Below are 23,807 nucleotides of genomic sequence, written 5' to 3'. Positions count from 1 at the left end.
CCAGACGCGGGGGCGACACGCACTCCGCCACCCTCAATTCATGCAGCATCCCCCATACAAGCCGCGCACGAAGTAAGCGGATAGCTCGAACGTTTCCGCACACTTAATCCGCTTACTACGTGCGCGGCTTGTTGGCGATAGACTTCCCTCGATCACTCCTTCGAGAGATACTGAGACGATCCCCTTTATCGATTGCACATGCCCGACCAAGTTCTCATCCGTTACGGCAAGGTTCCCGAGGTCGCGAAGTTCGCGGTGCCTGCGGGATTGGCGTTTGAACGCGATGAGGCTCTGGTCGTTCGCGGGCCGACCGGTGCAGTGCTGGGTGAACCGCTTGAACCTCGGGCAGCCGGGACTGACGAAGAAGAAGTCGACGAGAAATCCTTTCACGTGTTACGTCTCGCCGACGAAACCGATCGCGAACGGGCCACAGCGCTACGAATGCAGTGTGAAGCCGAGTTCGTTGATTGGCTGCAGCGGATCGAGGATTGGAACCTCGAACTCGATTTGATCGATATCGATCGCACGCTCGACGGCGAGAAGCTGATCCTGTACGTGCTCGGTGATCGCGGCAACGACACGACGAAACTGGCTCTCATGGCCGCCACCAAGGGATTCGGCGTGATCGAAGTGCAACCCGTCTCAGCCGAGGGCCCGATTCCGCTACAATCCGGCGGCGGCTGCGGCAATTGCAAGAAGCATTGACGCCCCGCGTCTCACACAAGCCGCGCACGAAGTAAGCGGATCTTTGCGAACACGGGGTGCCGGGGGCGTGTCGCCCCCGCAGGGTTGAGTTCGCATGCTCCTTGCACCGCTCATTACGCGAAATCGAAGAGCTGTCGCGGGAGTTATCTGTGCAATAAGCAGGTGACGGCCCAGATGCGGGGGCGACACGCACCCCGCCACCCAGAATTCATGTAGCACTTAACCCCAACAAGCCGCGCACGTAGTAAGCGGATCAAGTGTGCGGCAACGCCCCTCGCTATCCGCTTACTACGTGCGCGGCTTGTTTTAAACGCGGCTTCTATTATTCGATTGCGTCAATGCGGTATCGCGCCTCGATGAGGGCTGCTTCGGGTGTGGCGATTTCTTCGGCCAGTTGCTGATCGCGGACATCGTCGAGGATCGCTTTAAACTGCGGGCCAGGCCGGAGGCCCAGGTCGATGAGGTCCTTTCCCGACAGCAGCGGCGGAGGTTTCAATTCGTGTTCGCCTCGTGCCAATATCTCTGTGGCGAGTCGAATCGGCTCGTGGTCGTCGCTGTTTGCCGCCATCACTGCCTCCGCGGTTTGCAGGAGCAGCGGGGCGTCGGCGTGAGCCAAGAGACGTTTCTTCTGCGGAAGTGACAGGCGATTGAATGCGGCGATCGACGGAAGCCGGGCGGCAAGCCAGCAGACCCGGTCTGTTTCTTCGTTCGATAGCCTCAGTCTCCGGCAGAGATCGTGGACTTCGTCGAGTCCTTCCGGCTTATGTTCCGGGAATCTCACCGACGCCGGGTCGATCGCGTCAAACATCTCGGCAGCAATGATCGCCAGTGCGGGCTCGAAGCGATCGGTCTCCAATAGGGCGAGTGCCGCCGTCATCCGTTCCCAGCGTTGCTCTTCCAATCGAGGCAGGTCACGCAACTCGGGGAATATCACCGGCCACAACTGCGTATCAGCAAGTAATAGCACGGCACGACGGCGGTGTTGGTCTGCGAGCATTCGCTTCAACTCTTCACCGATCCGTTCGGCACTGACCATCGTCAGATCGACGGCCATCCGGCGGATCGCCTCGCCGGTTTCGTGCTCGAGTTCGAATTCCAACGTCGCGGCAAAACGGACGGCGCGAAGCAGCCGAAGCTTGTCCTCGGTCATCCGCTCGTGGGGATCGCCGATGGCCCGCACGACTGCCCGCTTGATGTCGCGCTGGCCGCCGACGTAGTCGCGGGCTTGTTTGGCAAGCGGGTCGTAGAACATGCCGTTGATCGTGAAGTCGCGTCGGCTGGCGTCTTCTTCGGGCGTCGCGAACGAGACCGCTTCGGGCCTTCGACCATCGAGATAGGGGCCTTCGGTGCGAAATGTTGCGACCTCGACCTGTTGCGCCCCTGACTTCCGTGGCGGCAATACGATAATCACGCCGAAGCTCTCGCCCACGGCGAGCGTGCGTCGTCGGCCGAAGAGATCGCGGACCTGCTCCGGTCGAGCATCGGTGGCGACGTCGTAGTCTTTCGGAAGTTTGCCGAGTACGAGGTCTCGCACACAACCGCCGGCGAACAGGGCGGTGTGCCCGGCGGCGGTCAAACGTCGTACGACGTCAGTAGCGAAGGTTTCGTCGGGTGTCGGGTCATTCGTCATCGACTTCGATTCGAACTGGCGGCGCGGGTAGCGTGGGTTGGTACTTCATACGAAGATACTCCGGATCCCGCATTGGTTCGTAGGGTGGGTCCAGCGGATCGGGTTCGGCAAGTTCGAAAGCCGTCACCTCGTTTTCCTGCGCTTCATACGTTTGCAACCGCGGCGAAGACGTCGGCGACGCGGGACGCAACGCTTTCTCCGCCGCATTCTCCAAGGAACGGCTTCGTTTGTAGTGAGTGATTCCGGTGTCGTCGTGCCCGACCTCAACGTGTCCGGGCGGCGGCTGCGGCGGCATGAAGATATCGGAAGCATCGTTCGGTGGCACAAATGTGATCGACAGCCCGAACGCCAGAAAATCGGCATCGCGTCCTTGAGAAGTCACATGATAGGCCGCCGACCCGGTGAGACGAAAACTGGGAGACAGCCAGTAATGCAGCCCGGCTTCCGGGTAGATTGTGAGGAAGCCGTGTGACTCTTCCGATTCTTCACCCGCTTCATCAATGAAGAGGTCGCCGTCGTTATCGCGCTGATCGTCCTCTGCGGAGAGGGTTCTCTTGCCGGCCCCAATATAGGAGCCGACCCCAACGAACGGTGATAGGCGTGTCGGCGAATGCGCACGCAGAGCGAGGTTGAGTCCGCCGTTGGCGGTTTCCGCGCCTTCAGCGATTACGCCGGCCAATGTGCCGCGCGCCTCAACCCAAGAGGCCGGGAAATAGACCAAGCCGAATTCAGCACCGGCCGCGACGGGCTGATCGGCTCCGAAACCGCCGACGGTGACACCGGTCCGCTGCTTAACGAAAGTGGCATCGTTCGCTTGCACGAGTCGACGCTTCAGTGAATCGGGGTGGAGCTTCGAGTGTTCGTATGGCTTGCCCCATTTGTCGCGGTAAAGGGCGTCCGACATTGCCCAGCGCGATTTTCCCGATCCCGTGCAACCGATGACGCTGCCAATCAACAGGGTTAGAACGATGGCGAGTCGACGCATGTTGGAACGTCCATGAGGCGAAGGTAAGTGTGAACGCTAGGACATTCCAACGATTGAGAAAAGAGGGATTACGAGCGGATCGAGCGTTGAGCCCGACGGTCGCGGCTAAACGGACGAGGGGCGAAGTGCTATAGTTCGGGCGACGTTCCAATCCCTCGCTTCAGCCCGCCGATCTCCCCTGACTTCTGTCTCCACCCATTCCGCTCCGAGCCTGGCCGCCTCGAAAGATTCGATCCCAGAAGACTCTGATGTAACGCAGCGGTCGGAAATCGAATCGTGCGAACCGCGGAATATGTTGCTGATGGCGACGTATCAGGTCTTGTTGCGTCTGGCGTGGGTTTTCAAAACGGAAACGGTCTTCATCCCCGCGTTCTTGCAGTCGATCGCGGGGCCGGCTTGGGTTCAGGGATGCCTGCCCGTACTCAATCGGTTGGGGCAGAGTGTGCCGCCGATTCTCGCGTCCGACAGCATCCGCGATACGCCGAAAAAGAAGTGGCTGCTGTTGGTGACGACGGCGGGAATGGGGCTGTGCTTTGCGGTAATTTGCGGATTGATCGCGTTGCGAGATCAGCCCTGGGTGGCCGTTGCGGCGGCTCCGTTGTTTCTGTCGGCTTATTGCCTGTTCTTCGCGATGACCGGTCTGAACCAAGTCGTGTTTGGAACGCTGCAGGGCAAACTGATCCGGGCTGACCGCCGCGGTCGGTTACTCGGAATCGCAGGAGTAGTGGGGTCGGTCTTATCGGTGACGGCCATCTTTCTCGTACTAGGCGGGTGGTCGGGAGATGAAGCGTCCGATTTCTTACTGCCGTTCGGGATTACGGCGTTCGGTATGTTCGTCGCCGCGACGATCGCGATCGCGCTCGCGGAACCGGCAGATGACAACTCGAATCATCCTGCGAAGCGATTTTCGTTCGGCCCGGTCTTTGAGGTCCTGCGCGGGGATCGCAACTTCCGTGTGTTGGCGGTCTGCGCGATGCTGTTTATGGCTGCGTACTCGCTGTTTCCGCACTATGTGACGCTGGTGCGGCAATCCGAGGGTGCGTCGGGGCGGGATTTGATCTACTTCGTCGTGTCGCAGAATATCGGCGTCGGACTATTTAGCGTGGTGATCGGACGGATCGGCGACCGGCTTGGCAATCGCATGGCGGTGCGCAGCAGCGTGCTCATCAATTCAACCGTTCCGGCCCTCGCACTGCTGACCTTTGAGTTCGGGTCGTCGATTTGGTTTATGATCCCATACTTCGTGCTCGGGATGATGCCGGTCACCTTTCGGGCGTTGACGAACTACACGCTCGAACTGACCGCAGTCGAGAATCACGCGCGCTATATCAGCACGCTCCGGCTCTGTCTGGCGGTGCCGATCGTTACGGCGATACCGATCGGAATCCTCGTCGGTTGGCTGGGACATCTGCCGGTCTTTCTGGGCGGCACGGTGCTGATTCTCCTCGCGTTCGCGGGCACGTTTTTGTTGGACGAGCCGAGGTTTCGCGCTACGGCTGCAGGCGGCACCGATTGAACTCCGAGTCCGACGCATCCAGAATGCGGGGGTCGAACGACGTGCCTGTTCTACCCGGCACTACCGTTCGGCACGATCACCTCTTTGCCGCACCCCGTGACGACAACGAGCCCCAGCGGCTCGGGCGATTTCATGAGCACCAAGCGACGCATGGGTCCGTTCATTCTGGAGCGCAAGCTCGGCGTGGGGGGTATGGGCGTTGTTTACCAGGCGACCTACATCGAAACCGGACGGAAGGTGGCGCTCAAAGCGCTATCGCCGGGCCTTGCATCCAACGAGCAGCTCAACAAGCGCTTCGAACGCGAGATGCAGATTCTGAAGCGACTGCGGCACGAAAACGTGGTGCAATATTTCGGCGGGGGCAAAAGCGGCGGTCAGCTCTATTACGCGATGGAACTGATGGAGGGGGGATCGGTCGAAGACGTCCTCGCGAAGAAGAAGCGGCTTCCTTGGGAAGAAGCCCTCGACATCACCCGGCAGGTCGCCCAGGCGCTGGAGTACTCACACAACCAAGGCGTGATTCACCGCGACTTAAAGCCGGCGAACTTATTCATCGGTAAAGAAGGCCGGATCAAACTCGGCGACTTCGGGATCGCCCGCGATACCGGCGCGACGGCGCTGACGGCGGCCGGCAAGACGGTCGGAACTTACGCCTACATGGCCCCGGAGCAAATCGCGAGCACTCCGCCGGTTTCTAATAAGACTGACCTGTACGCGCTGGGGTGTGTCAGCTTTGAGCTACTGACGGGGCGCACGCCGTTCGATGCGACGACGCCGGCGGAGATGCTGTTCATGCATCTGAATGATGACCCGCCGCGGGTCCGCGAATTCAATAACGACTGCCCCGTATGGTTTGAGGAAGTCATTGATCGACTGCTCGAGAAAAAACCGGAGGATCGTTACTTCGATGCGCTCGCCACGCAGGTGGCGCTCGACGACGTCAAAACGAAGGTCGAGCAGCAACTCAGTTTCATCGGGCGCACGAGCGCGGGAACGTCTCGGGCGACGAAAGTGAGCAAGGAAGATCGCGATCTCATCCGCACGCTCAAAGGCGAGACTCGCAAGAAGAAACGGAAAAAGAAAAAGCCTCTGCTGGAGCAGACATGGTTTTTGGCGACCTGTCTGGCGGCGTTGTTGATCGGAGTCGGCGGCCTGACCTATTGGAACATGTTCCCCAGTGAAGAGCGGTTGTACGTCTACTCCAACGAATTGATGGCCAGCGACAGCCCGTCCGACTGGGACGACGCCCGACGCAGGTACATTGAGCAATTGCTCAGCCGATTCCCCGACGGGCGATATGCGGAGGAAGCTCAGGGTTGGATCGACCGCATCGAAATGTCGAAGCGGGAACGACAGGCGATCACGCGGGCGCGACTGAGCCAACCGCCGAGATCGGCTGCCGAGCAGCTCTTCGTCGAAGCGTGGCAGTTTCAGCGGTTCGGCGACCGCGTCACGGCCCTCGAATACTATGAGGACATGGCCAATATTCTCGCCAGCGCCGAATCGACCGAAGACAATCAAATATTTCTGAGGCTGGCCAACTCGAAGATCGCGGCGATCAAAGCCGAAGGCGGATTGCGAAACCGCGACGAGTTACTTCGCGAGTCGATGGGCGAAGCGTACCGGCAGTACCGCGAGGGAAATCTGCTCGAAGCGAAGAAAGTCTGGGAGGGCGTGATCAATCTTTACGGCCACGTCGCCGAGTGCGCGGTTTACGTGGAACTCGCGCGGCAGTTCGAATCACATCGGCCGGGCGAGATGATTGACTTCGAACTACCCGACTGGATGGCCGCCGAAGCCGAGCCTGCGGCCATCGATGAGTCGCCCGTGACGGACGACTTGCCCTGAGATTTCGGGGTCGAGGCAAACCCAAACCCCACGAGCAGAGGCTCCCGCGAGCCGCGGACGGAGCGCGGTTCGCGGCCGATGCGTTCCGTTACGCTTCTTGGCGTATTCGATCCGCACTTCACAGGAAGTGCGGCTTGGTGTGGGTGCGCTGCTTAGTCGAGGCGGACGCTGTGTAACGGTCGGGTCACGACGTCGCGAGAGGCATCGCTGACGAAGTGGGTGAACGATCCGTCGGATGTTGAGGCGTAATCGTCGCCGTAATTGCCGCCGCCGCGGTAATCATCGCCGCCGTAATCACCGAAGTCGTTCATCGGGGCATACGCGGAATTCGATCGTTCGAACGAAGAGTAAATGCCGCCCATGCTGTAGTTTACGGCATGGGTGACTTGGGCGAGTCCGACGACCGAGCCGAGGACGAAGATCGTCAGAATCAGGACGGCTTCGGCCGACAGGACGGCTCCGGCCTCGTCACGGGTGAGCTGGCAAAAGAGTGAGAGCATGGTTCGAGCCGGTTGGGGGCTGGACGATCGGGAGATCGCTTGATCTGGTGTCCAACTCTAGTGCAGAAGTCGCGACCGGGAGGTTTGGAGGGCGGTCGAGCCGGGAATGCTGCAGGAATCTGCGATTCCGCTCGATTCGACCGTCATAACGCGAACGCGCGAGCGGCTGCAAAGTTCGACGAAGACATGCTTCGGCCGCCTGACAACAAAAAAGCCTCCCCGAAAACGGGGAGGCTTGCGAAGAGGCGCCGGGCGGATTCGAACCGCCGAATGGTGGATTTGCAATCCACTGCCTTAGACCACTTGGCCACGGCGCCTTCCGGTCGTGACTGTTGTATCGGCAATTCCCCGCGTAGCGGTTGAATGAGTTCGTCCGAAAATCGCAAACCGGTTGTTTCGCGGTTTGCCTCTCGCGGGTGGTGTCGACGGCACGTTTCCGGTCAGTTTCGACACCAACCACTGACGGGTTGTTCGCGCTGAATCGACGACTCGGAAACCGATCGTAGATTGACCGGTTCGGGGGGTCAAGGAGTTTGAATAAACCTTAACGCTCGATTTCATTGGAGTTACGTGAAGCCGAATCAGCCACGATCGACGACGCTCGGCGATTTCACGCCACTACAGGCGGGAATGTCGCTCCGCTTGCTGTTGTCCGGCCGAGCGTCTACCTACGATTTGCGTCGCAGGCGGTGCGGCGGGCCGGGTGTATCGGCATGCGCGAATTCGAGACGACTCTGATCGAGACGGCAATGGCAGACATGGCGGTTGATGCGGCGGAAAAGACCGAAGGGGAACTCGTTGACGCGGCGCGAACGGCCGTCAGCCAATGCAATTGGACGGTCGGCGAGTGCGCGGCCGAATGGACGAAAAAATATGCCCGCGGTCGAACCGATGCCGATTTCGCCCGGCTCGTCGGTCTCAGCCCGGATCAGGTTTACCAGCGCCGACGCGTTTGGGAGCGATTCGGTCTGGAGTTTCGTCCTGAGTCCGGCCTCAAGTGGTCGCACTACTACGTCGCATTGAATTGGGAGGACGCCGACGCCTGTCTGGAGTGGGCCGAAGAGAATTCCGCGACCGTCGCCGAATTGCGTGCCTGGCGTCGTGTGCTCCACGGAGACGAAGATCCCTCGGCCGAGTCCCCGCCGGACCCGTTCGGGGGCGATCCGTCGATCACGTTTTTGTCGAACACACCGACAGAGGTGAAGGCGCCCGGAGATTGGCAGCCGGGTGAGGGTGGGGGAGAGGGTCCGTATCAAAAAGGAACTGCCGAACAAGAGATGGCGGCTGCGGTCGCCCGATCGGCGGGCGAGAACGGTGATTACGCCCCATTCCGTCCCGACGCCGCCTCCCCCGGGCCGGGGGAAAGCAACGGGTCGGCTCGCAAAGAGCCACCCACGCCGGAACAACTTGCCAAAAAGATTGCGTCCGGACTCGAACGCTTTACGGCAGCGCTCACGGACGACTTAATCGAAGATATGCGGTCGCTGCCCGAAGCAAAACGAACGCGAATTTTCGTCGCTGCCGAAGAACTGATGGAGAAGCTGGCTTCGCTGCGCTGACGGCATCTCGACGTCCGACCATAAATTCCGGCTCGTAAAATCGCCGGCAGCTTTCGGGACGAATCGACTCGCACCAGCCGCTACAATCGCGTGACTGAGATTGCGTGAAGAGACTGCGTGAATCGGAATGTCGCCGAGCGGAGTGCGAATCGATGTCGGACGCGAATGAACATCGGGGCGGGAATTCCTTGAACCCGTGGCTCGTTGCGGGATTGCTGATCGCAATCGGTGCTCTGCTATTTCGCGGTGGCGAAGTCTTCTTCGGACGTGACGACAGCTTGCACGATCCCGACGCTATAGCGCGAACGGTCGCCGCGCGGGGTGATCTCGCCGAAGACGAACGGGCGACGATTGAGCTATTCCAAACCGCATCGCCATCGGTCGTTTATGTCTCGCGAATCGACGTCCGGCGCGACGTCTTGAGTCGGAATATCTTCGCGATTCCGAGCGGCAGCGGCACGGGATTTATCTGGGACGAAGACGGCCATGTCGTCACCAATATGCATGTAATCGGCGACATCAAAGACGGTCGTGTCGTCTTCCCGAATGGCGGTTACAGCGTCACGCTCGAAGACGGGACCGAGTGGCGGGCCGAGCGGGTCGGCTCGTCGGCGAATCGGGATCTCGCCGTCCTAAAGATATTGGACGCGCCGAAAGAGCGGCTTATCCCGATCGCGGTTGGAACGTCGGAAGATTTGCTCGTCGGCCAGAAGGTCTTTGCCATCGGCAGTCCGTTCGGATTCGACCGCACACTGACGACGGGCGTGATCAGCGGGTTGGATCGCGAGATTTCCGCCAAGACGGGGCGACCAATTCAGGGCGTGATTCAAACCGATGCCGCGATCAATCCGGGGAATTCGGGCGGTCCGCTGCTCGATAGCGCCGGCCGGCTCGTCGGGATCAACACGGCGATCTTCAGCCCGACCCGAACCTATGCAGGCATTGGTTTTGCCGTACCGGTCGACACGGTCAACACGATCGTGCCGCAGTTAATTCGAACGGGCCGGGCCAGTCGCGCGGGCCTGGGGGTCGTGCTCTTTCCCGACAGCGTGGTGCGTGAGGTCGCGCGACGCGGCATCATTCCGCGGCTGGGGGCGCTGGTGCAGGAGAACAGGCGAAGCGGTCAAGATTCCGAGGGTGAAGACGCTCTGCTTCGCGCCGATCTGATTATTGGAATCGATGACCAGGCTGTCGCCAATACCAACGACGTCTATCGGATTCTCGATTCCAAGAGCGAGGGGGACGTCGTCGACGTTACCGTCATAAGGGAGAATGAAACGCTCGAACTGTCCGTCCGACTGACGGGGCTTGAAGACGAGTTTTGATGTCAGGTGTTCGGCTGCTTTCGTAATCGATGCGATCGATTCGGTCGGAATGATCGAAGCCGGGTTGCTCTCGATCTAAGGCTCGATTCAAACCTGAACGGCGGAAGCATGGCGCGCGGACCGATACGGGAGAAGGGACCTTTCCTTCCCCCGAGGTTTTCGTGTCGCATCAAACATCTGCTCACAATCGCTCAGTCGCGCCGGTTTTCGCCGTCAGCGCCGTCGCTCTGTTGTTCGGCGTGGGAGCGAGTTTCGTCCTCGGCGGCGGCGTCGGCAAATATTGGCAACGTGACTTCGACACCGCACTGCAGATCGCGAAGCGCGATCAAAAGCCACTGCTAGTCCACTTTTATGCCGATTGGTGCGTGCCCTGTAAGCGGATGGAACGCGAGGTCCTGCACACCGACGAGGTGACTCGCATTGTCGGTCAAAGTGTCGTCGGTGTTCAATTGAATTCCGATCACAACCGCGACCTTGCGTCTCGCTTCGGAGTCAGTTCGATCCCGGCTGACGTGTTCGTCGCTCCGGACGGACATGTCTTGGGGATGATGAACGGCTTTCGCGATAAGCGGGATTACGTTCGCCGTGTCACCGCGATCGATGATTATTTTGCGAGAACGAAAAAACCAGACGTCGGCGCAAACGAACCCGACGAATCGATCGCGCGCGGCCGCACACCCGGGCGACGTCAGCCGACCGTCCGCGATGGTCGGGGCAAGCAATCACAACTGTTGGGATTGCGGGGTTTTTGCCCGGTCACGCTGCATGGATCGAGACAATGGACCCGCGGTTCAAAGCGTTTCTCGGTCGAACATCAGGGCATCAGTTACTTCTGCGTGTCGGCTCGAGCGGCGTCTCGGTTTCGTGAAGGTCCGGAGCAATATGCACCGCGGCTGCTCGGCTGTGATCCGGTCATTTACTTCACGACCGGCAAAGCGGTTCCCGGCAGTGTTGAACACGCCGCGTTCTACGATGAAGTGCTGTACCTTTTTGCCGGTGCGAAGACCCGGTCCGCATTCCGTGATGATCCGAGCGAGTTTATGAACCGCCGGGCGATCGTACTGCTCGACGAAATCGACACGACGCGAATCGAGTAGCGGGGCGAAACTCTCGCTCGGCTGAGGCAGCGGCTCAAGCGTTGAAACGGCTCAAAAGCGATCGCAAATCATGCGGCCGAGCTAAAAAAACACGTTGCGCGACCGGGTAAAGCGCGATCGGTATCTGGTCCAATTGTCTCACCGAATCTGTGAAACCATGCGAATCCGATTGACAGGTCCGCTGTGAAAACTAACATAGGGCTGATTCATGGCAGTTCACTTGCGCGTTAATCGGATACTGCGGTAACCGATTGACTCTCCGAACTGCTCTCTGTCGGGCGTGTGCTCGGGACTTTCCGGCTTCGGCGATTGTGAGACCGACCGGACTCTGAGCGGCGACCCATCTTTCGGTCAGTCGATGGCTCAGCGAGTCGTCGGTTCAAAATCTTTCGAAGAGCTTCGCTAACTGCGAACTTCTTGCGCAAGCGGTTCTGCGGAATTATTCCGCGTCCGTTCATCGGTCAGCCCGCGTTAATACGTGGGAACTGCCGGTTTCCACGGTCGATTCGGACTGGGTGAACAATCCACGAGTCGGCACCCAGTGATGCCGTAGGCACTTTGTGCCCGCGGTCCAATGAAGTATTTCTTGACGAGTTTATGAATTCGTGTCGGAATCTCGGCCGTTTCTTTCGCCGGTGGCTTTCCGCAATCGACTGCGGAACTACCCTCATGCGTCGGGTCGGTCGGTGAAATGATCAATGAGCCGCTCAATAGCTGGCGAAATGGCGACTCGAAGCCTCACAAAGCTTTGCCAACCGAATTTTTTCGGCGTCAGGCAGACGTTCGGAGGCATATTCGCCGGAATGAAATAAACTTGCTTTCCGGGCCTGACGGGCCCTTTGCGAAGATCGGCTGTCACAAACGCGATATCGGTTCGATGTCGGTGAAGATGTGACTGGCGAAATAATGCGAAACATTTTTCTGTGTTTTAGAAGTTGTGGACACGCCTGCGAGAAAGTGTGGGCTGTCGAGAAAGGTGCTTATGGACTCCTCTGAGTCAACGGAAAAGAAGCCGACCCGTCGCCGAACCCGCCGCAAAGCGGATTCCAAGAGCGATGGAGTCGAAGCCGCCACCCTGACGACCGACGTGCCCGATGACTTCGGTGACGGGATCGACGTCCGAGACGATGCGAAGTCGCGATCGTCAAAGAAAGCTGCGCCCAAGAAGCGCCGGACACGCAAAAAAGCCGACGAGGACGATGCGCCCGTCGAATCCGGCAGCACACGGTCTGGTTCCGATCGCGATGCCGCGGCGGAGTCTTCCGAGAGCGACCATCAGGCGGCTGAGACAGCACAGCCGACAAATTCTGCGGGCGAGCAATCGTCAGGAGAATCGTCCGGCCGGCCTCAACGCGAAGGTAGTCGCGATGACGGCGGGCGTGACGACGGAAATCGCCGCCGCCGCCGTCGACGTCGACGCGGTCAAGGAGGCCAAGGCGGGCAGGGTAGTGGCCAAGGCGGTCAAGGTGGCCAGTACAACAACTCCCAACGCGGGGGCGGCGGAGGCGGGGGAGGTCGCGGACGCAATCAGCGTGGGCGTAATCAGCGTGGCGGCGGCGGCGGAGGTCCCGTCTCTGACGAAGTCACCGGCACGATCGAAGGAATTCTCGAACTGCACCCGAAAGGGTACGGGTTTCTCCGCGATCCCAAGAACGACTACGGGTCCAAAGACTCGGACGCATTCGTCTCCAGTTCCGTCATCGAAAAGTACGGCCTTCGCGAAGGCGTCATCATTCGTGGTGATGTCGGACCGGGGTCGCGCGGACAGGGCCCCCGGCTCAAGGTGGTTGAAACGATCGACGGCCGTGATCCCGAGGCTTACGCCGAGATCGAACACTTCGACAATCTGACGCCGATCAACCCGCACGAACAGGTGATTTTGGAGCGGGGTAAGGATCCGGCCACGATGCGGGTCATGGATCTGCTAACGCCAATCGGCAAGGGGCAGCGGGCACTCATCGTCGCTCCGCCCCGGTCCGGCAAAACGATGCTGCTGCAGGACATCGCTGAATCGGTCAGCGAGAATCATCCCGAGATTCACCTCATCGTGCTGCTCGTCGACGAGCGGCCCGAAGAGGTCACCGAGATGCGTCGCTCGGTCAAAGGCGAAGTCGTTGCCAGTTCGCTCGACAAGGAGCTGGAAAGCCACATTCGCGTGAGCCAACTCGTGATTGAGCGGGCGAAACGATTGGCTGAAGAAGGCAAGGACGTATTCGTGCTGCTCGACAGCATCACGCGGCTTGCTCGCGCCTTCAATAAGTGGAGCAACACCGGGCGAACCGCGACCGGTGGTCTCGACATTCGAGCCCTCGATATTCCGAAAAAGCTGTTCGGAACGGCTCGCCTGTTCGAAGAAGGCGGATCGCTGACCGTTGCCGGAACCGCGCTGATTGAGACCGGCTCGCGAATGGACGACGCGATCTTCCAAGAGTTCAAAGGGACCGGCAATATGGAACTCGTGCTGAGCCGCGAGCTTGCCGATCGGAGAATCTGGCCAGCAATCGACATCGCTCAGTCGGGAACGCGACGTGAAGAGAAGATTCTCGATCCCGAAACGTTGGACGGCGTGACCGCGTTACGGCGGGCACTCATCTCGCTTTCGCCGGTGCAGGCCATGGACGATCTGGTCCGCAATCTGAGGCGGTTCGATACGAACGCCGACTTCCTATCGCGAATCAAGGAAATTCTTTGACGTGACCGGTCCGCAACTTTATCGGATCAATACCGGAACGGCTGCGGGATACCAATAGGCTGGCGCGCGAGTAACTCCGCCGAGCGGATCGAAGTAGGGGCGACCCACAACGAGCGGGCGACTCACGGAGATTCCCGCCGCCTTGCGCGCTTCGATCCGAGCGCGGCGACCGGCCGCCTGCCGGTTGGCGCGTAGATAGATCAGCATCTGCGGCCCGACGACACGCGGCGTCGGCGGCACGTTCTCCATCCGCGGTTTGAGACCCGCATCGACGTCGTCATCAACTTGAGCGAGTCGAATTGGTCCGTAGGCGGGGGCGTCGAAGGTTTGTGCGCTGGCTGACGTGATCGGCGCGAGCACGAAGAGTGAGGCCGTAAGTGCGGCCGAGCAATAGCGCATCTCTAACGCCCCCTGATGGCGAACAATCGCGATCGGTTTGGGAGAACGGTCCCTATCGTTTCGATCGGGCAAGCGGCAACCCCGCATGAGCGATCTGATGCGAATCGTCACAAGCCCATCGACTGGCAAACCTTCACGCGCCGACCGAGAAGGCCCGAAGGTGCCACGCAATCTTCGATGTGTGAACTCGATCTGCAGCCGTAGCTGAGCCTGATCACATTTTATCAGAGACGCTGCCCGGTCGTTCGTTGTCGGCACGCGTCGCCACATGCGCGAACTCGAAACGCGCAGTTTGGTCGGTGGTCGTTCAGCGACCACTACTCATTTCGTGGGCGAACGAAATACAAACTCGCTCTTTGTGGGGCCTCTCCCGGTATCTGCAAGCTCTTTGGCCCCTTCAGGCGAGTTGGCACTCTATCTGCTTACTCGTCGTGGGGAGAAATCAACAAGTCCTACTCTTAAATCGTAAGGTGATTCCATGTCTGCCGGCGGCGAAACTGGTGCTGACGTCATTAAAATTCTGCTGTCTCTGTTGCTGCCGCCGGTCGGCGTGTTTCTGGAGGTCGGCATTGGGCTTCACTTTTGGCTGAACATCATCCTGACGCTGTTCGGCTTCATCCCCGGCGTCATCCACGCCCTCTATGTCATTCTGACCCGATAATCACGCGGCAATCTTTAAGTTTTGCTGCCGAGTTCTTTTTACAAAGGCTAAGGCAACTCATGGCTACCGACACTTTTCACGTTGTGACGCACGATGACGGCTGGGCCGTTAAGCGGCAGGGAGAAAGCGATCCGACTTCGACTCATTCCACTCAGAAAGAGGCGGTCGAAGCGGCGGTCGGCGCGGAAGATGACGTCCATCAGGTCGTCATTCATAAGCGGGATGGGCAGATTCGTGACGTGCGGACGGTCGACGGCAACGGCGAAACCGCATCAAACGAGCAATCAAACGGTCGTACTTCCACAGAAACGAGACGAACAATGGCTGAGACAGTCGTATCCACTGGTATCCGGATCCGCTGGGGCGCAGTGATCGCCGGCTTCTTTATGGCGCTGGCCGCCAGCACAACACTCTCTGTTCTCGGTATGTGCTTGGCTCTGTGTCTGAGTTATGTAATGTCAGCCGACGCCCTGCAGGTGTTCGTTGGCACTTGGGTCGCCCTCGCCATGCTCGGGTCATTGTTCTTCGGCGGCATGATTATCTCCCGCCTGACGGTTGGAGAAGAAGGGCCTTTGGAACCCACAGTTTACGGTGCCATCTTGTGGTCGTTGTTCATCTTCGCCGTGCCTGCGATTTCCGCGTTGGGCATGAATATGGGATACGGCGCGCTCAGCGGTGGCAGCGACGGTGGAGTCGCCATCTCGACGGAGCAATTAGAGGAAGCCGGCTTGGAAGAAGAGCAGATCAGTGCCGTGCAAGGCATGATGAGCACCGAGCAAAGCGTCATCCCGGCTTTCGAAGGAAATGCCACGGAGGTCGCATGGCTGACGTTTGCCGCGATACTTCTTTCGCTTGGAGCCGCGATCGCCGGCAGCTTCTTCGGCGCGGGCTTAAGAGAGCCAACCACGGCCTGATGGCACGGCAGCTCGAGTTAAATCTCGGGCCTAATGCGAATTAAGAATGAAATAAGCCGCGGCACTCATTAACTGAGTGCCGCGGCTTTTTAATTTTCAAGACAGCAAAATTGAGCTGTGCCAGTTGGTGTCTGGGTGAGGCCGGAAATGATTAATTGAAGACTCCAGCCGTCGATGATACGGGCTCTATTTCCGTCGCCGCCGACTTCCGGTTCTTGCCACCGTCTGCCAGAACTCCTCTTCGCCTGCTTCCGTGATTGAGGGGCGATCACTCGGGGCGGCCGTTGTTGTCGGCTTCGTCCTGGTCCGACGCGGCTTCGGCGGAGGATTCTTGAGTGAGATGCTATCGGCGGTGGGGGTGGACGATGGTGGGTTTGATGGTGCGGAATCATCGACATGATTAGCGCGCAATCGCGCGTCCCCGGTCCGGCCGCTCGATCGCTCCTTGACCGTCACATTCACAACGGCGTTGCGGTCGTATCTGATCGTTACGTCGAGCGGTGTTCCCGTATCCAATCCGGCCGGCAGGTCGATCAGTTCGCAACGGCCGATCGGATTGAATTGTGATGCTGAATCAGGTTCGTCCTCCTGTTCCTCAATGACCGGAAGTCGGACCTGCTTTTGACTAGGAATAATCGTCGCCACTTCAAACGTGACCTCCGCCGGCAGCGGAGTGTCTTTTGGTATGACGTAATGCGGGATGAGTCGATGGCCGGAGGTGTCGCGAACAAGGACTCCGAGACTCCGGCCGGAGACTTGCTTCATTGCGATTGTTCGGGCGGAAACCTGACGCGAATTCTCGGCCGCCTGTTCAGAGCTGATGAGCGATCGCGCGAAATCGTTGTTGGAGAGCAAGATCCCAGCGAAATAGCAGGCCCCGTGGGCGACCGACAGATCGGGCGAGAGGGCCGTATTGAGGGTCGTTCCGCTGAGCCGCTTGAGCATTTCGCGGATCATCGGCATGCGTGAGGCGCCGCCGGTTGTGAGAACGGTATCGATGTGTGCCCAACCGAATTTTTTCCGTTTCAATAAGGCGAGAGTCCGTTTTTCAGCCCGCTCCACGAGCTTGGCGGTCATCCGTTCGAACTGTTCGCGTCGGACCTCGTAGGTCTTTCGCTCCCCGCCGTGTTGGATCGTTACCGGCACACGATTTCGAGAAGTGAGGCTCCGTTTGGCAGCTTCAATTTCATTGGTGAGGGTTTGAAGCGAGCTCAAATCGCTTTTCGGGTCGCTTCCGAATTCTCGTTCAAATTCCTTCGACAGCCCGCCGATCAGTCGTCGATTCCAATCGTTTCCGCCGAGCTTCAAGTCGCCCGCACCGGCGATCACGCTGACCGATTGCGGGTTGTACTGCACGATTGACAAATCGAGCGTGCCGCCGCCGAGATCGAAAACGAATATTCGTTGCGTCTCGGCAAGTTCAGTAAACCAAAGCCCTTCGCTACCGAGGACGTGGCACAGTGCCGCGGCGACCGGCTCATTGATTAGGTCGACCTTTTCGAGTCCCGCGAGGTGAGCCGCCTCAATGGTCGCACGCCGTTGGGCATCGCCGAACATCACCGGGACAGTAATCACGGCGTGCTTGACCGGCCCGGTCTGCTGCTCGACGGTGGCGAGCAGGAACCCGAGGATTTCTGCGGCGACGTCGACCGGGGTGAACGTCCGGCCGTCAATCACCCACTGCTTTTCGTCGTCGCCCATGAATCGCTTCGATTCTTGGATGACGCGTTCCGGATTGGCGACGGCGGTGCGCAGAGCGTGCGTTCCGACAATCACCTCGCCATTTTCGTACAGAAGCACCGACGGAGTCGAAAACTCTCCGTCGATGTTCGGAACCGTAATCGGCTCACCGTGGTCGTTCAGGCAGGCGATGGTCGAATAGGTCGTTCCGAGGTCGATCCCGACGGCCGGTGTGGGAAACTCAGTCATGGCCGGTGGTCCGAAAGGGGATATTTGCTGGCAAGCCAAGTGTAGACGATCCGCGGTCGCGCAATCCGTGCCATTGCATTATCAGAAAACGGTAAGTCGCGCGGAACATCAACGGGTTTCCGCCGGAATCAGCGAGCCCGTGCGAAGATTCGCATCATTCACGTTATCATCACGTTTTGAGAGCGACCAGTTCCAAAGGTGCCAAGTATGAAGTGGTTAATGGCTCCGGGCCGCCAATCATCAGTCGTTTTTGCTTCGACCCTCGTCGTGGTGATCGCGGTCTCTTTGCCGGGAAGTCTTCCGGCGGTTCTCTGCTGTTCGGTCGCCGTGGGAAATGAAATCGTTGTGCGGATCGATCCGCCTGACACACAGTTCGAAGTAGGCGAGGCTGCCGATGAATCTTGGGCTGGCACCATTCCCGGTGCGGTCTGGGATGCCGCACCGTTACGAAACGTTTGCGAACAACTCGGCACCGCGCATCGCCTCAGCATCCTCGTCGACCGGCGGATCGATCCGAGCCGACCGATTTCATTGAGAATCGGCGTCGCATCGGTGGCGGCTGTCGTCGAGAAGATCGCCGCTGAAGCCGGAGGTCGAACCGCCCATAGCGACGGACTTGTCCTGATCGCGCCGCCTCTGGCGGCTGAGCGATTCGAGCCACTTCTCTTGCGGACTCGCGAGCGGATGGCTCAAGTTGCGTCTTCCAACAATCAGTTGCGCAAAGAGCAGACGTTTCGCTGGGGCGATTTGGCAGAGCCGCGGCAGATTGCTTCGGAGATCGCGACCCGATTCGAGCTCCAGATCGAAAATCCGGAGGAGATTCCGCACGATTTGTGGCCGCGTGGGGTACTGCCCCAAACCGACGCGGCGGCGGCGATGACAGCCGTGCTGATCCAATTCGACCGAACGATCGACATTGACCGGACGGGGCGAATCGTGCGAATCGTTCCGATCCCCGATCGAATCGTCTATTCGGCGACATATCGGCCGAAAAAAACCTCGGCTGCGGCACTGGCGGAATGGCGACGGCGATGGCCCGACGCCGAATTCGACGTTCGCCGTCGCGTTGTCACGTTGCGCGGCGAAATTGCCGACCACGCCCAATTCTCGCAAGAAGTCCCGCTGCGTGAGACCGGAAAGCCTCCGGTCGCACCAACCGATGTGGTGCTGCTCAAAGACCGGAGGTTTACCCTGTCGGCCGAAAATGTTCCGGTCACTGCGATCATCGCAAATTTGGAATCGACCGGAGTGCAGTTTCAATACGACGCCGCGGCGCTGCGGCAGGCGGGGGTCGACCTCAATCAGAGAGTCACGCTCGACTTGCGCAGTGCCGACGCGACGGCTTTTCTCAAGGCAGTCTTCGAGCCGCTGGGGCTGCGTTCGTCGTACTCGGGCGTGATCGTGGAGTTGTCACCGATTACTGAGTGAGCGTAACGAACTGCAAGAAGCTTTCACGCGACCTTCCGGCGAGGGGCACCAGGTCGGAGTCTGCGCGTGGCGAGCTATTTTGAAAACGCGCTGGCGTTGCTTTATGATCCGCGCGGCGGGAGCGCGTCCCGCACAGGTGATCGCCCCCGGCCTCACCCTTTTGCGTTCGTGGCTTAGAGGATCGTGTTGTGTCTGCTCCGAAAAATATGATTGTCGCCCAATCGGGCGGCCCGTCGCCCGTCATCAACAACAGCCTGCGGGGACTTGTCGAAACCGCTCGCGACTTGCCCGAAATCGGAACGATTTACGGCGGCTGGCACGGGATCGAGGGGGTGCTCAAAGAAGAGTTGCTGAACCTGAGCGAACAGGATCCGCTCGAGATCGCGCTGCTGCGAACGACTCCCGCCGCCGGTTCGATCGGTACGTGTCGCTACAAATTGAAAGAGCACCAGAATCAAGACTTCGACCGTGTGATCGAAATCTTCAAGGCTCATAACATCGGTTACTTCTGCTACATCGGCGGAAATGACTCGATGGATACGGCGAACAAGGTGGCCAACATCGCCCGCGAACGGGGCTTGGACGTCACCGGCGTCGGCGTGCCGAAGACGATCGACAATGACGTCGGCGACAGCGAATTCAAGCTGATCGATCACACGCCGGGCTACGCCAGCACCGCTCGTTACTGGGCTCACAACGTCCAGTTGGCGAATGAGGAAAACCGCGGCAGTTGCCCGGCCGATCCGGTCTTGGTGATGCAGGCGATGGGACGAAAGATCGGATATATCCCGGCGGCTGCGCGGCTGGCCGACCCCGAGCGGGAAATGCCGCTGCTGATCTATCTTGCCGAGCGACCGATCTCGATCGAACAAATCGCCGATCAGATTAACGACAAGCTGAAGTCGAACGGTCGGGCAATCGTGGTCGTCAGTGAAGGCCTCAAGCTCGGCGATATTGGCGAGGTGAAAGACTCGTTCGGGCATACTTCGTTCAGTTCCAGTCAGATTACCACCGCCCAAACTCTGATTAACGCCCTTAATTCGAAAGGTCTTTCGGTTAAAGGGGCTGCCCGCGCGAATGTGCCCGGAACCGATCAACGTCACAATATGATGTTCGCCTCCGCGGTCGATCTCGATGAAGCTTATCGGGTCGGGCAGAAGGCAGCCCATCTGGCCGCGAGCGGCGAGCACGGGTATATGTCGACAATTCTGCGGGATGAGGGGCCGATTTATAACGTGCGGTTCGATAAGGTTCCGCTCCCGGAGGTCGCCAATAGCGAGAGGACATTCCCCTCCGACTGGATCACCAAAGATGGGACCGATGTGACGGACGACTTCGTCAATTACTGCAAGCCGCTGATCGGGCAGGACCATGTCAGCGTTCCGGTTGTCGACGGGCGGCTTCGCCTGACGCGCCTGAAGCCCATTTTTGCCGATCAGCACCTGGAACCTTATGTTCCGCAGGCGGATCGAAAATAGATCACCGCGTAATAAATATAAAAGACCCACGGGGTGTGACTCGTGGGCTTTTTTCTTGAACAATTAAAAGATGAGAGTTAGCGATGTCTGACAATCCGCTCGACACCAATTTCGAGAAGAAGCACGAGTTCTTAATCGGAATCGACTCCGACGGCTGCGCGTTCGACACGATGGAGATTAAGCACAAAGAGTGCTTCATTCCTAATATTATCAATTACTTCGGGCTTCAAGCAGTCAGCAAATATGCCCGCGAATGTGCCGAGTTCGTGAACCTCTATAGTAAGTCGCGGGGCATCAATCGCTTCCCGGCGTTGACCGAAGCGTTGGATTGGCTGGAAGAGCGGCCGGAAGTCGTTCGCCGCAAGGCGAAGCTGCCGGAATTAAAGGGGCTGCGGGACTGGATTGCCCGCGAGTCGAAGCTGGGCAATCCCGCGCTCAAGGCGGAAGTCGAGAAGACGAACGACCCGGATCTCGTCCTGACATTAAAATGGTCCGAAGCCGTCAACGCGACCGTCGACGACATGGTCCACGGCGTCTCGCCATTCCCCTACCTGCGTGAGAGCCTTGAAAAGCTTCGTCCTCAGGCCGACATGATCGTGTGTTCGGCAACACCGAACGCGGCGCTGCAGAAGGAGTGGAGCGAGCACGACATCGAGCAGTTCGTCGATGCCATTTGCGGCCAGGAAGCCGGGAAAAAGAATGAAACGCTGGGCCAGGCCAAAGATTTCGGCTACGGCGAAGATAAGGTTTTGATGATCGGTGACGCCCCGGGTGATATGAAAGCCGCCCGCGCGGTGGGAGCTTTGTTCTACCCCATCAATCCGGGTCACGAAGAAGCAAGCTGGGAACGATTTCTGAACGAATCGTGTGGCAAATTCTTAAGTGGAGAGTATGCGGGGGCCTACGAAGCAAAAGTTGTCGAAGAATTCGAAGGCTATCTCCCCGCGACCCCGCCTTGGAAGTAGAATATAGGTGAATCAATCGCCCGCGTACTGACAATGGATCGATCCCATGAGTACCGCCTCCCCGCCGAAGCGGATGACGATCGAGGAGTTCCTTGCGCTTCCGGAAGACGACTCCGTTGACCGGATGTTGATTCGAGGCGAATTGATTGAGTTACCGATGACGAGGCGTAACAAGCGGCACTCCAAGAGCATTTCGCGAATTTGTCATCTGCTTGAATCGTGGCTGGAGTCGCGACCGGAGCCGAGGGGGGAAGTCTTTGGCGGCGAGGCTGGCGTCAACTTCGATGAAATTGGTTCCTCGTTCGGCGTCGACGTCGTTTACTTCGACGCTGCGACATTAGCTCAGCAAGCGGATGATGAAACTTATCTGACCGGTGTGCCGACTTTAGTCGTTGAAATTCTTTCACCATCCGACAGCCATCAATACGTCGAAGCGAAGGTGAAGGATTATCTCGCGGCCGGAGTGACTCTCATCTGGGTCGTCGATCCGGCATTTCGGTCGGTGACGATTTTCGAACCGAATACTCCTCCACGGATGGTCTCGGGGAACGGTGAAGTATCTTGCGAGCCTCAACTGCCGGGATTTGCAGTGCCGGTGAGCAAGTTCTTCGCGCGATCGTGATGCATACGTCGAACAATTGGAATGAGTTCCCATGAGTACCGCCTCCCCGCCGAAGCAGATGACGATCGAGGAGTTCCTTGCGCTTCCTGAGGACGACTCAGTGGACCGAATGTTGATTCGAGGCGAATTGATTGAGTTACCGATGACTTATCGAAACTGGCGGCATTCCGGAAGCGAGCCGCGGATCGCTGCCGAGATTCTGAAATGGATTGATACGCAGCCTGAGCCGCGAGGGGAAGTTTTCAGCGGTGAGGCAGGGGTATTGTTCCCAGAACTCGAAAGCCTGTTCGGCATCGACGTCGCCTATTTTGATGCCGAGGCGATGCAGCTATTTCAGGCGGACGACACATTCCTGACGGGGCCGCCCACTTTGGCGGTTGAGATCCTTTCGCCGTCCGACACGATCAAGCTCATCGACGCCAAGTGCAAAGACTATTTCGATGGTGGAGTGAAAGTGGTCTGGCGAGTCGAACCGTTAAATGGATCTGTCACAATTTTCGAACCGGGCGTTCCCCCGCGAATGGTTTCCGGCGATGACGAGATCACCTGCGAACCGCATTTGCCGGGATTCGCGGTGCCGGTGAGCAGATTCTTTTCTCGCTAAGTCTGCAGCGCACTTGCAGGCGTGAGATCGGCGAGATCAGAAATCATCGCCCGCGTCGCCGCCTCGGCGGCCTCTTCCCATCGCTCTTCGCCGAATTCAGTAGCGTACTGCTCAGCTCGAAAGGCGAAATTGATGGCCCGCGAGCTGTTAATGACGGCACCGAGTCCGCTCGTATCGAAGGACGAGGCGACATCGGCCGCAGTGCCCCCTTGGCTGCCGTATCCTGGAACGAGCAAGGGTGTGTGCGGCATTGCCTCGCGAAGTGCGGCAAGTTCCGCAGGATAGGTTGCGCCGACAACCGCTCCAACGCAGCCGTAATTGGCCTCGGCTGACGTCTCCCTAGCGAGACGTTCGACTTCACTGCCGACGGTTTCAAACAATTTTTGTCCGTCCTCGCTCCGATCCTGAAAGGCGGACGCACCGGGATTGCTGGTTCGGACGAGCACGTAAATACCGCCGCCTCGCTCGGTCGCGACATCGACGAACGGTTGCAGTGTGTCGGTGCCAAGGTAGGGGTTCACCGTCAGTGCGTCGGCCATCCAAGGACTCGGCGGGTCTGCGCCACCGATCAAACCCCGGGCGTAGGCTTCGGCCGTCGAGCCGATATCACCCCGCTTGGCGTCGAGAATCACGATCAATTTCTGCGACCGAGCATGCGAGATGACGTTCGCCAGAGCCTGCGACCCAGCCGGTCCAAGTTCCTCGAAAAAAGCCGATTGAGGCTTCACCGCAGGGACAAGCGGCGTCACGACATCGATCAATCTGATGCAAAACTCTTCGAATGCGGCGGCAGCCGCCAAATTTGCATCGGAATGCCGGGTTCGCGCAGACTTCACAATTTGCGGCGGAAGTTGCGATAGTCGCGGATCGAGACCGACTAAAGCCGGCGTCTGTTTGTGTTTGATCGCGGCGTGAAGACGCTGTGCGAAATGTGACATCGGGCAATCTGC

20 protein-coding genes and 1 tRNA gene are annotated in these 23,807 nt (G+C 59.0%); 14 read left to right on the top strand and 7 right to left on the bottom strand.

Annotation, left to right across the window (positions count from 1 at the left end; translation table 11 throughout):
• Window positions 1-198 precede the first annotated feature (198 nt).
• Window positions 199-705: a PSP1 C-terminal domain-containing protein gene (locus Pan189_RS19120; protein ID WP_145365682.1), complete on the top strand. Its 507-nt coding sequence runs from the start codon at window positions 199-201 to the stop codon at window positions 703-705.
• A gap of 322 nt (window positions 706-1,027) precedes the next feature.
• On the opposite strand, the gene Pan189_RS19115 is transcribed toward Pan189_RS19120, so the two are convergent.
• Both Pan189_RS19115 and Pan189_RS19110 read right to left on the bottom strand, forming a co-directional pair.
• Window positions 1,028-2,335, bottom strand: a complete 1,308-nt coding sequence (locus tag Pan189_RS19115) for a CCA tRNA nucleotidyltransferase (protein ID WP_145365681.1) — start codon at window positions 2,333-2,335, stop codon at window positions 1,028-1,030.
• On the bottom strand, window positions 2,325-3,320 hold the full coding sequence (locus Pan189_RS19110; RefSeq protein WP_145365680.1) for a hypothetical protein: 996 nt from the start codon (window positions 3,318-3,320) through the stop codon (window positions 2,325-2,327). Before Pan189_RS19110 ends, Pan189_RS19115 begins: the two co-directional genes overlap by 11 nt.
• 301 nt (window positions 3,321-3,621) lie before the next feature.
• On the opposite strand from Pan189_RS19110, the gene Pan189_RS19105 reads away from it, so the two are divergent.
• Window positions 3,622-4,836 (top strand): MFS transporter, encoded by a 1,215-nt coding sequence (locus tag Pan189_RS19105; RefSeq protein WP_145365679.1) that lies wholly within the window; start codon window positions 3,622-3,624, stop codon window positions 4,834-4,836.
• Window positions 4,837-4,968: 132 nt separating this feature from the next.
• Entirely contained in the window at window positions 4,969-6,684 is a 1,716-nt protein-coding gene (locus Pan189_RS19100) for a serine/threonine protein kinase (RefSeq protein ID WP_145365678.1), read from the top strand.
• A 152-nt stretch (window positions 6,685-6,836) separates the two neighbouring features.
• Here Pan189_RS19100 and Pan189_RS19095 read toward each other — a convergent pair whose 3' ends face one another.
• A complete protein-coding gene (locus tag Pan189_RS19095; protein WP_145365677.1) occupies window positions 6,837-7,184 on the bottom strand; it encodes a hypothetical protein in 348 nt (115 codons plus the stop codon).
• Window positions 7,185-7,427: 243 nt separating this feature from the next.
• Window positions 7,428-7,501 (bottom strand) — tRNA-Cys (locus Pan189_RS19090).
• A 396-nt stretch (window positions 7,502-7,897) separates the two neighbouring features.
• Between Pan189_RS19090 and Pan189_RS19085 the strand changes: the two genes are divergently transcribed.
• The 4 genes from Pan189_RS19085 (at window position 7,898) to rho (ending at window position 13,857) form a co-directional block, all read left to right on the top strand.
• Window positions 7,898-8,743, top strand: coding sequence for a helix-turn-helix domain-containing protein (locus tag Pan189_RS19085; protein WP_310820796.1), 846 nt, complete (start codon window positions 7,898-7,900; stop codon window positions 8,741-8,743).
• Window positions 8,744-8,895: 152 nt separating this feature from the next.
• On the top strand, window positions 8,896-10,068 hold the full coding sequence (locus tag Pan189_RS19080) for a S1C family serine protease (RefSeq protein ID WP_145365675.1): 1,173 nt from the start codon (window positions 8,896-8,898) through the stop codon (window positions 10,066-10,068).
• A 161-nt stretch (window positions 10,069-10,229) separates the two neighbouring features.
• Window positions 10,230-11,165 (top strand): thioredoxin family protein, encoded by a 936-nt coding sequence (locus tag Pan189_RS19075; RefSeq protein ID WP_145365674.1) that lies wholly within the window; start codon window positions 10,230-10,232, stop codon window positions 11,163-11,165.
• A gap of 982 nt (window positions 11,166-12,147) precedes the next feature.
• Window positions 12,148-13,857, top strand: a complete 1,710-nt coding sequence (rho, locus tag Pan189_RS19070; RefSeq protein ID WP_145365673.1) for a transcription termination factor Rho — start codon at window positions 12,148-12,150, stop codon at window positions 13,855-13,857.
• A gap of 18 nt (window positions 13,858-13,875) precedes the next feature.
• Here rho and Pan189_RS19065 read toward each other — a convergent pair whose 3' ends face one another.
• Entirely contained in the window at window positions 13,876-14,328 is a 453-nt protein-coding gene (locus Pan189_RS19065; RefSeq protein WP_145365672.1) for a hypothetical protein, read from the bottom strand.
• A gap of 406 nt (window positions 14,329-14,734) precedes the next feature.
• On the opposite strand from Pan189_RS19065, the gene Pan189_RS19060 reads away from it, so the two are divergent.
• Both Pan189_RS19060 and Pan189_RS19055 read left to right on the top strand, forming a co-directional pair.
• Window positions 14,735-14,917, top strand: a complete 183-nt coding sequence (locus Pan189_RS19060; RefSeq protein ID WP_145365671.1) for a YqaE/Pmp3 family membrane protein — start codon at window positions 14,735-14,737, stop codon at window positions 14,915-14,917.
• 59 nt (window positions 14,918-14,976) lie between these two features.
• Window positions 14,977-15,831: a DUF2188 domain-containing protein gene (locus Pan189_RS19055; protein WP_145365670.1), complete on the top strand. Its 855-nt coding sequence runs from the start codon at window positions 14,977-14,979 to the stop codon at window positions 15,829-15,831.
• Window positions 15,832-16,017: 186 nt separating this feature from the next.
• Here the strand turns inward: Pan189_RS19055 and Pan189_RS19050 are convergent, their stop codons facing one another.
• The gene (locus tag Pan189_RS19050) at window positions 16,018-17,760 is read right to left on the bottom strand and encodes an Hsp70 family protein (RefSeq protein ID WP_145365669.1); all 1,743 of its coding nucleotides are present in this window, start codon (window positions 17,758-17,760) and stop codon (window positions 16,018-16,020) included.
• Window positions 17,761-17,979: 219 nt separating this feature from the next.
• Between Pan189_RS19050 and Pan189_RS19045 the strand changes: the two genes are divergently transcribed.
• From Pan189_RS19045 to Pan189_RS19025, 5 genes are all read left to right on the top strand, one after another.
• Entirely contained in the window at window positions 17,980-19,188 is a 1,209-nt protein-coding gene (locus Pan189_RS19045; RefSeq protein WP_145365668.1) for a hypothetical protein, read from the top strand.
• Between the two features lie 188 nt (window positions 19,189-19,376).
• Complete coding sequence (locus Pan189_RS19040) at window positions 19,377-20,666, top strand: diphosphate--fructose-6-phosphate 1-phosphotransferase (RefSeq protein WP_310820795.1); 1,290 nt, start codon at window positions 19,377-19,379, stop codon at window positions 20,664-20,666.
• Between the two features lie 83 nt (window positions 20,667-20,749).
• Complete coding sequence (locus Pan189_RS19035; protein WP_145365667.1) at window positions 20,750-21,631, top strand: HAD family hydrolase; 882 nt, start codon at window positions 20,750-20,752, stop codon at window positions 21,629-21,631.
• Window positions 21,632-21,677: 46 nt separating this feature from the next.
• Window positions 21,678-22,253 carry a Uma2 family endonuclease gene (locus Pan189_RS19030; RefSeq protein ID WP_145365666.1) on the top strand — a complete coding sequence of 192 codons (576 nt, stop codon included), beginning with the start codon at window positions 21,678-21,680 and terminating at the stop codon, window positions 22,251-22,253.
• A 31-nt stretch (window positions 22,254-22,284) separates the two neighbouring features.
• Window positions 22,285-22,857, top strand: coding sequence for a Uma2 family endonuclease (locus Pan189_RS19025; RefSeq protein WP_145365665.1), 573 nt, complete (start codon window positions 22,285-22,287; stop codon window positions 22,855-22,857).
• Here Pan189_RS19025 and pyrF read toward each other — a convergent pair.
• Window positions 22,854-23,795 (bottom strand): orotidine-5'-phosphate decarboxylase, encoded by a 942-nt coding sequence (gene pyrF, locus Pan189_RS19020; RefSeq protein ID WP_145365664.1) that lies wholly within the window; start codon window positions 23,793-23,795, stop codon window positions 22,854-22,856. The two genes, Pan189_RS19025 and pyrF, sit on opposite strands and share 4 nt — an antisense overlap.
• Window positions 23,796-23,807: the final 12 nt, after the last annotated feature.

The organism is Stratiformator vulcanicus (genome assembly GCF_007744515.1).
Taxonomy (GTDB): Bacteria; Planctomycetota; Planctomycetia; order Planctomycetales; family Planctomycetaceae; genus Stratiformator; species Stratiformator vulcanicus.
Note: the sequence above shows the minus strand (reverse complement) of the source record. Positions and strands in the feature narration are given on the sequence as shown.

Excerpts from the sequence above, each read along its gene's own strand:
- Pan189_RS19120 (WP_145365682.1), top strand. The coding sequence starts at position 199 with ATGCCCGACCAAGTTCTCATCCGTTACGGCAAGGTTCCCGAGGTCGCG.
- Pan189_RS19115 (WP_145365681.1), bottom strand. The coding sequence starts at position 2,335 with ATGACGAATGACCCGACACCCGACGAAACCTTCGCTACTGACGTCGTA.
- Pan189_RS19110 (WP_145365680.1), bottom strand. The coding sequence starts at position 3,320 with ATGCGTCGACTCGCCATCGTTCTAACCCTGTTGATTGGCAGCGTCATC.
- Pan189_RS19105 (WP_145365679.1), top strand. The coding sequence starts at position 3,622 with ATGGCGACGTATCAGGTCTTGTTGCGTCTGGCGTGGGTTTTCAAAACG.
- Pan189_RS19100 (WP_145365678.1), top strand. The coding sequence starts at position 4,969 with ATGAGCACCAAGCGACGCATGGGTCCGTTCATTCTGGAGCGCAAGCTC.
- Pan189_RS19095 (WP_145365677.1), bottom strand. The coding sequence starts at position 7,184 with ATGCTCTCACTCTTTTGCCAGCTCACCCGTGACGAGGCCGGAGCCGTC.
- Pan189_RS19085 (WP_310820796.1), top strand. The coding sequence starts at position 7,898 with ATGCGCGAATTCGAGACGACTCTGATCGAGACGGCAATGGCAGACATG.
- Pan189_RS19080 (WP_145365675.1), top strand. The coding sequence starts at position 8,896 with ATGTCGGACGCGAATGAACATCGGGGCGGGAATTCCTTGAACCCGTGG.
- rho (WP_145365673.1), top strand. The coding sequence starts at position 12,148 with ATGGACTCCTCTGAGTCAACGGAAAAGAAGCCGACCCGTCGCCGAACC.
- Pan189_RS19060 (WP_145365671.1), top strand. The coding sequence starts at position 14,735 with ATGTCTGCCGGCGGCGAAACTGGTGCTGACGTCATTAAAATTCTGCTG.
- Pan189_RS19055 (WP_145365670.1), top strand. The coding sequence starts at position 14,977 with ATGGCTACCGACACTTTTCACGTTGTGACGCACGATGACGGCTGGGCC.
- Pan189_RS19050 (WP_145365669.1), bottom strand. The coding sequence starts at position 17,760 with ATGACTGAGTTTCCCACACCGGCCGTCGGGATCGACCTCGGAACGACC.
- Pan189_RS19045 (WP_145365668.1), top strand. The coding sequence starts at position 17,980 with ATGGCTCCGGGCCGCCAATCATCAGTCGTTTTTGCTTCGACCCTCGTC.
- Pan189_RS19035 (WP_145365667.1), top strand. The coding sequence starts at position 20,750 with ATGTCTGACAATCCGCTCGACACCAATTTCGAGAAGAAGCACGAGTTC.
- Pan189_RS19030 (WP_145365666.1), top strand. The coding sequence starts at position 21,678 with ATGAGTACCGCCTCCCCGCCGAAGCGGATGACGATCGAGGAGTTCCTT.
- Pan189_RS19025 (WP_145365665.1), top strand. The coding sequence starts at position 22,285 with ATGAGTACCGCCTCCCCGCCGAAGCAGATGACGATCGAGGAGTTCCTT.
- pyrF (WP_145365664.1), bottom strand. The coding sequence starts at position 23,795 with ATGTCACATTTCGCACAGCGTCTTCACGCCGCGATCAAACACAAACAG.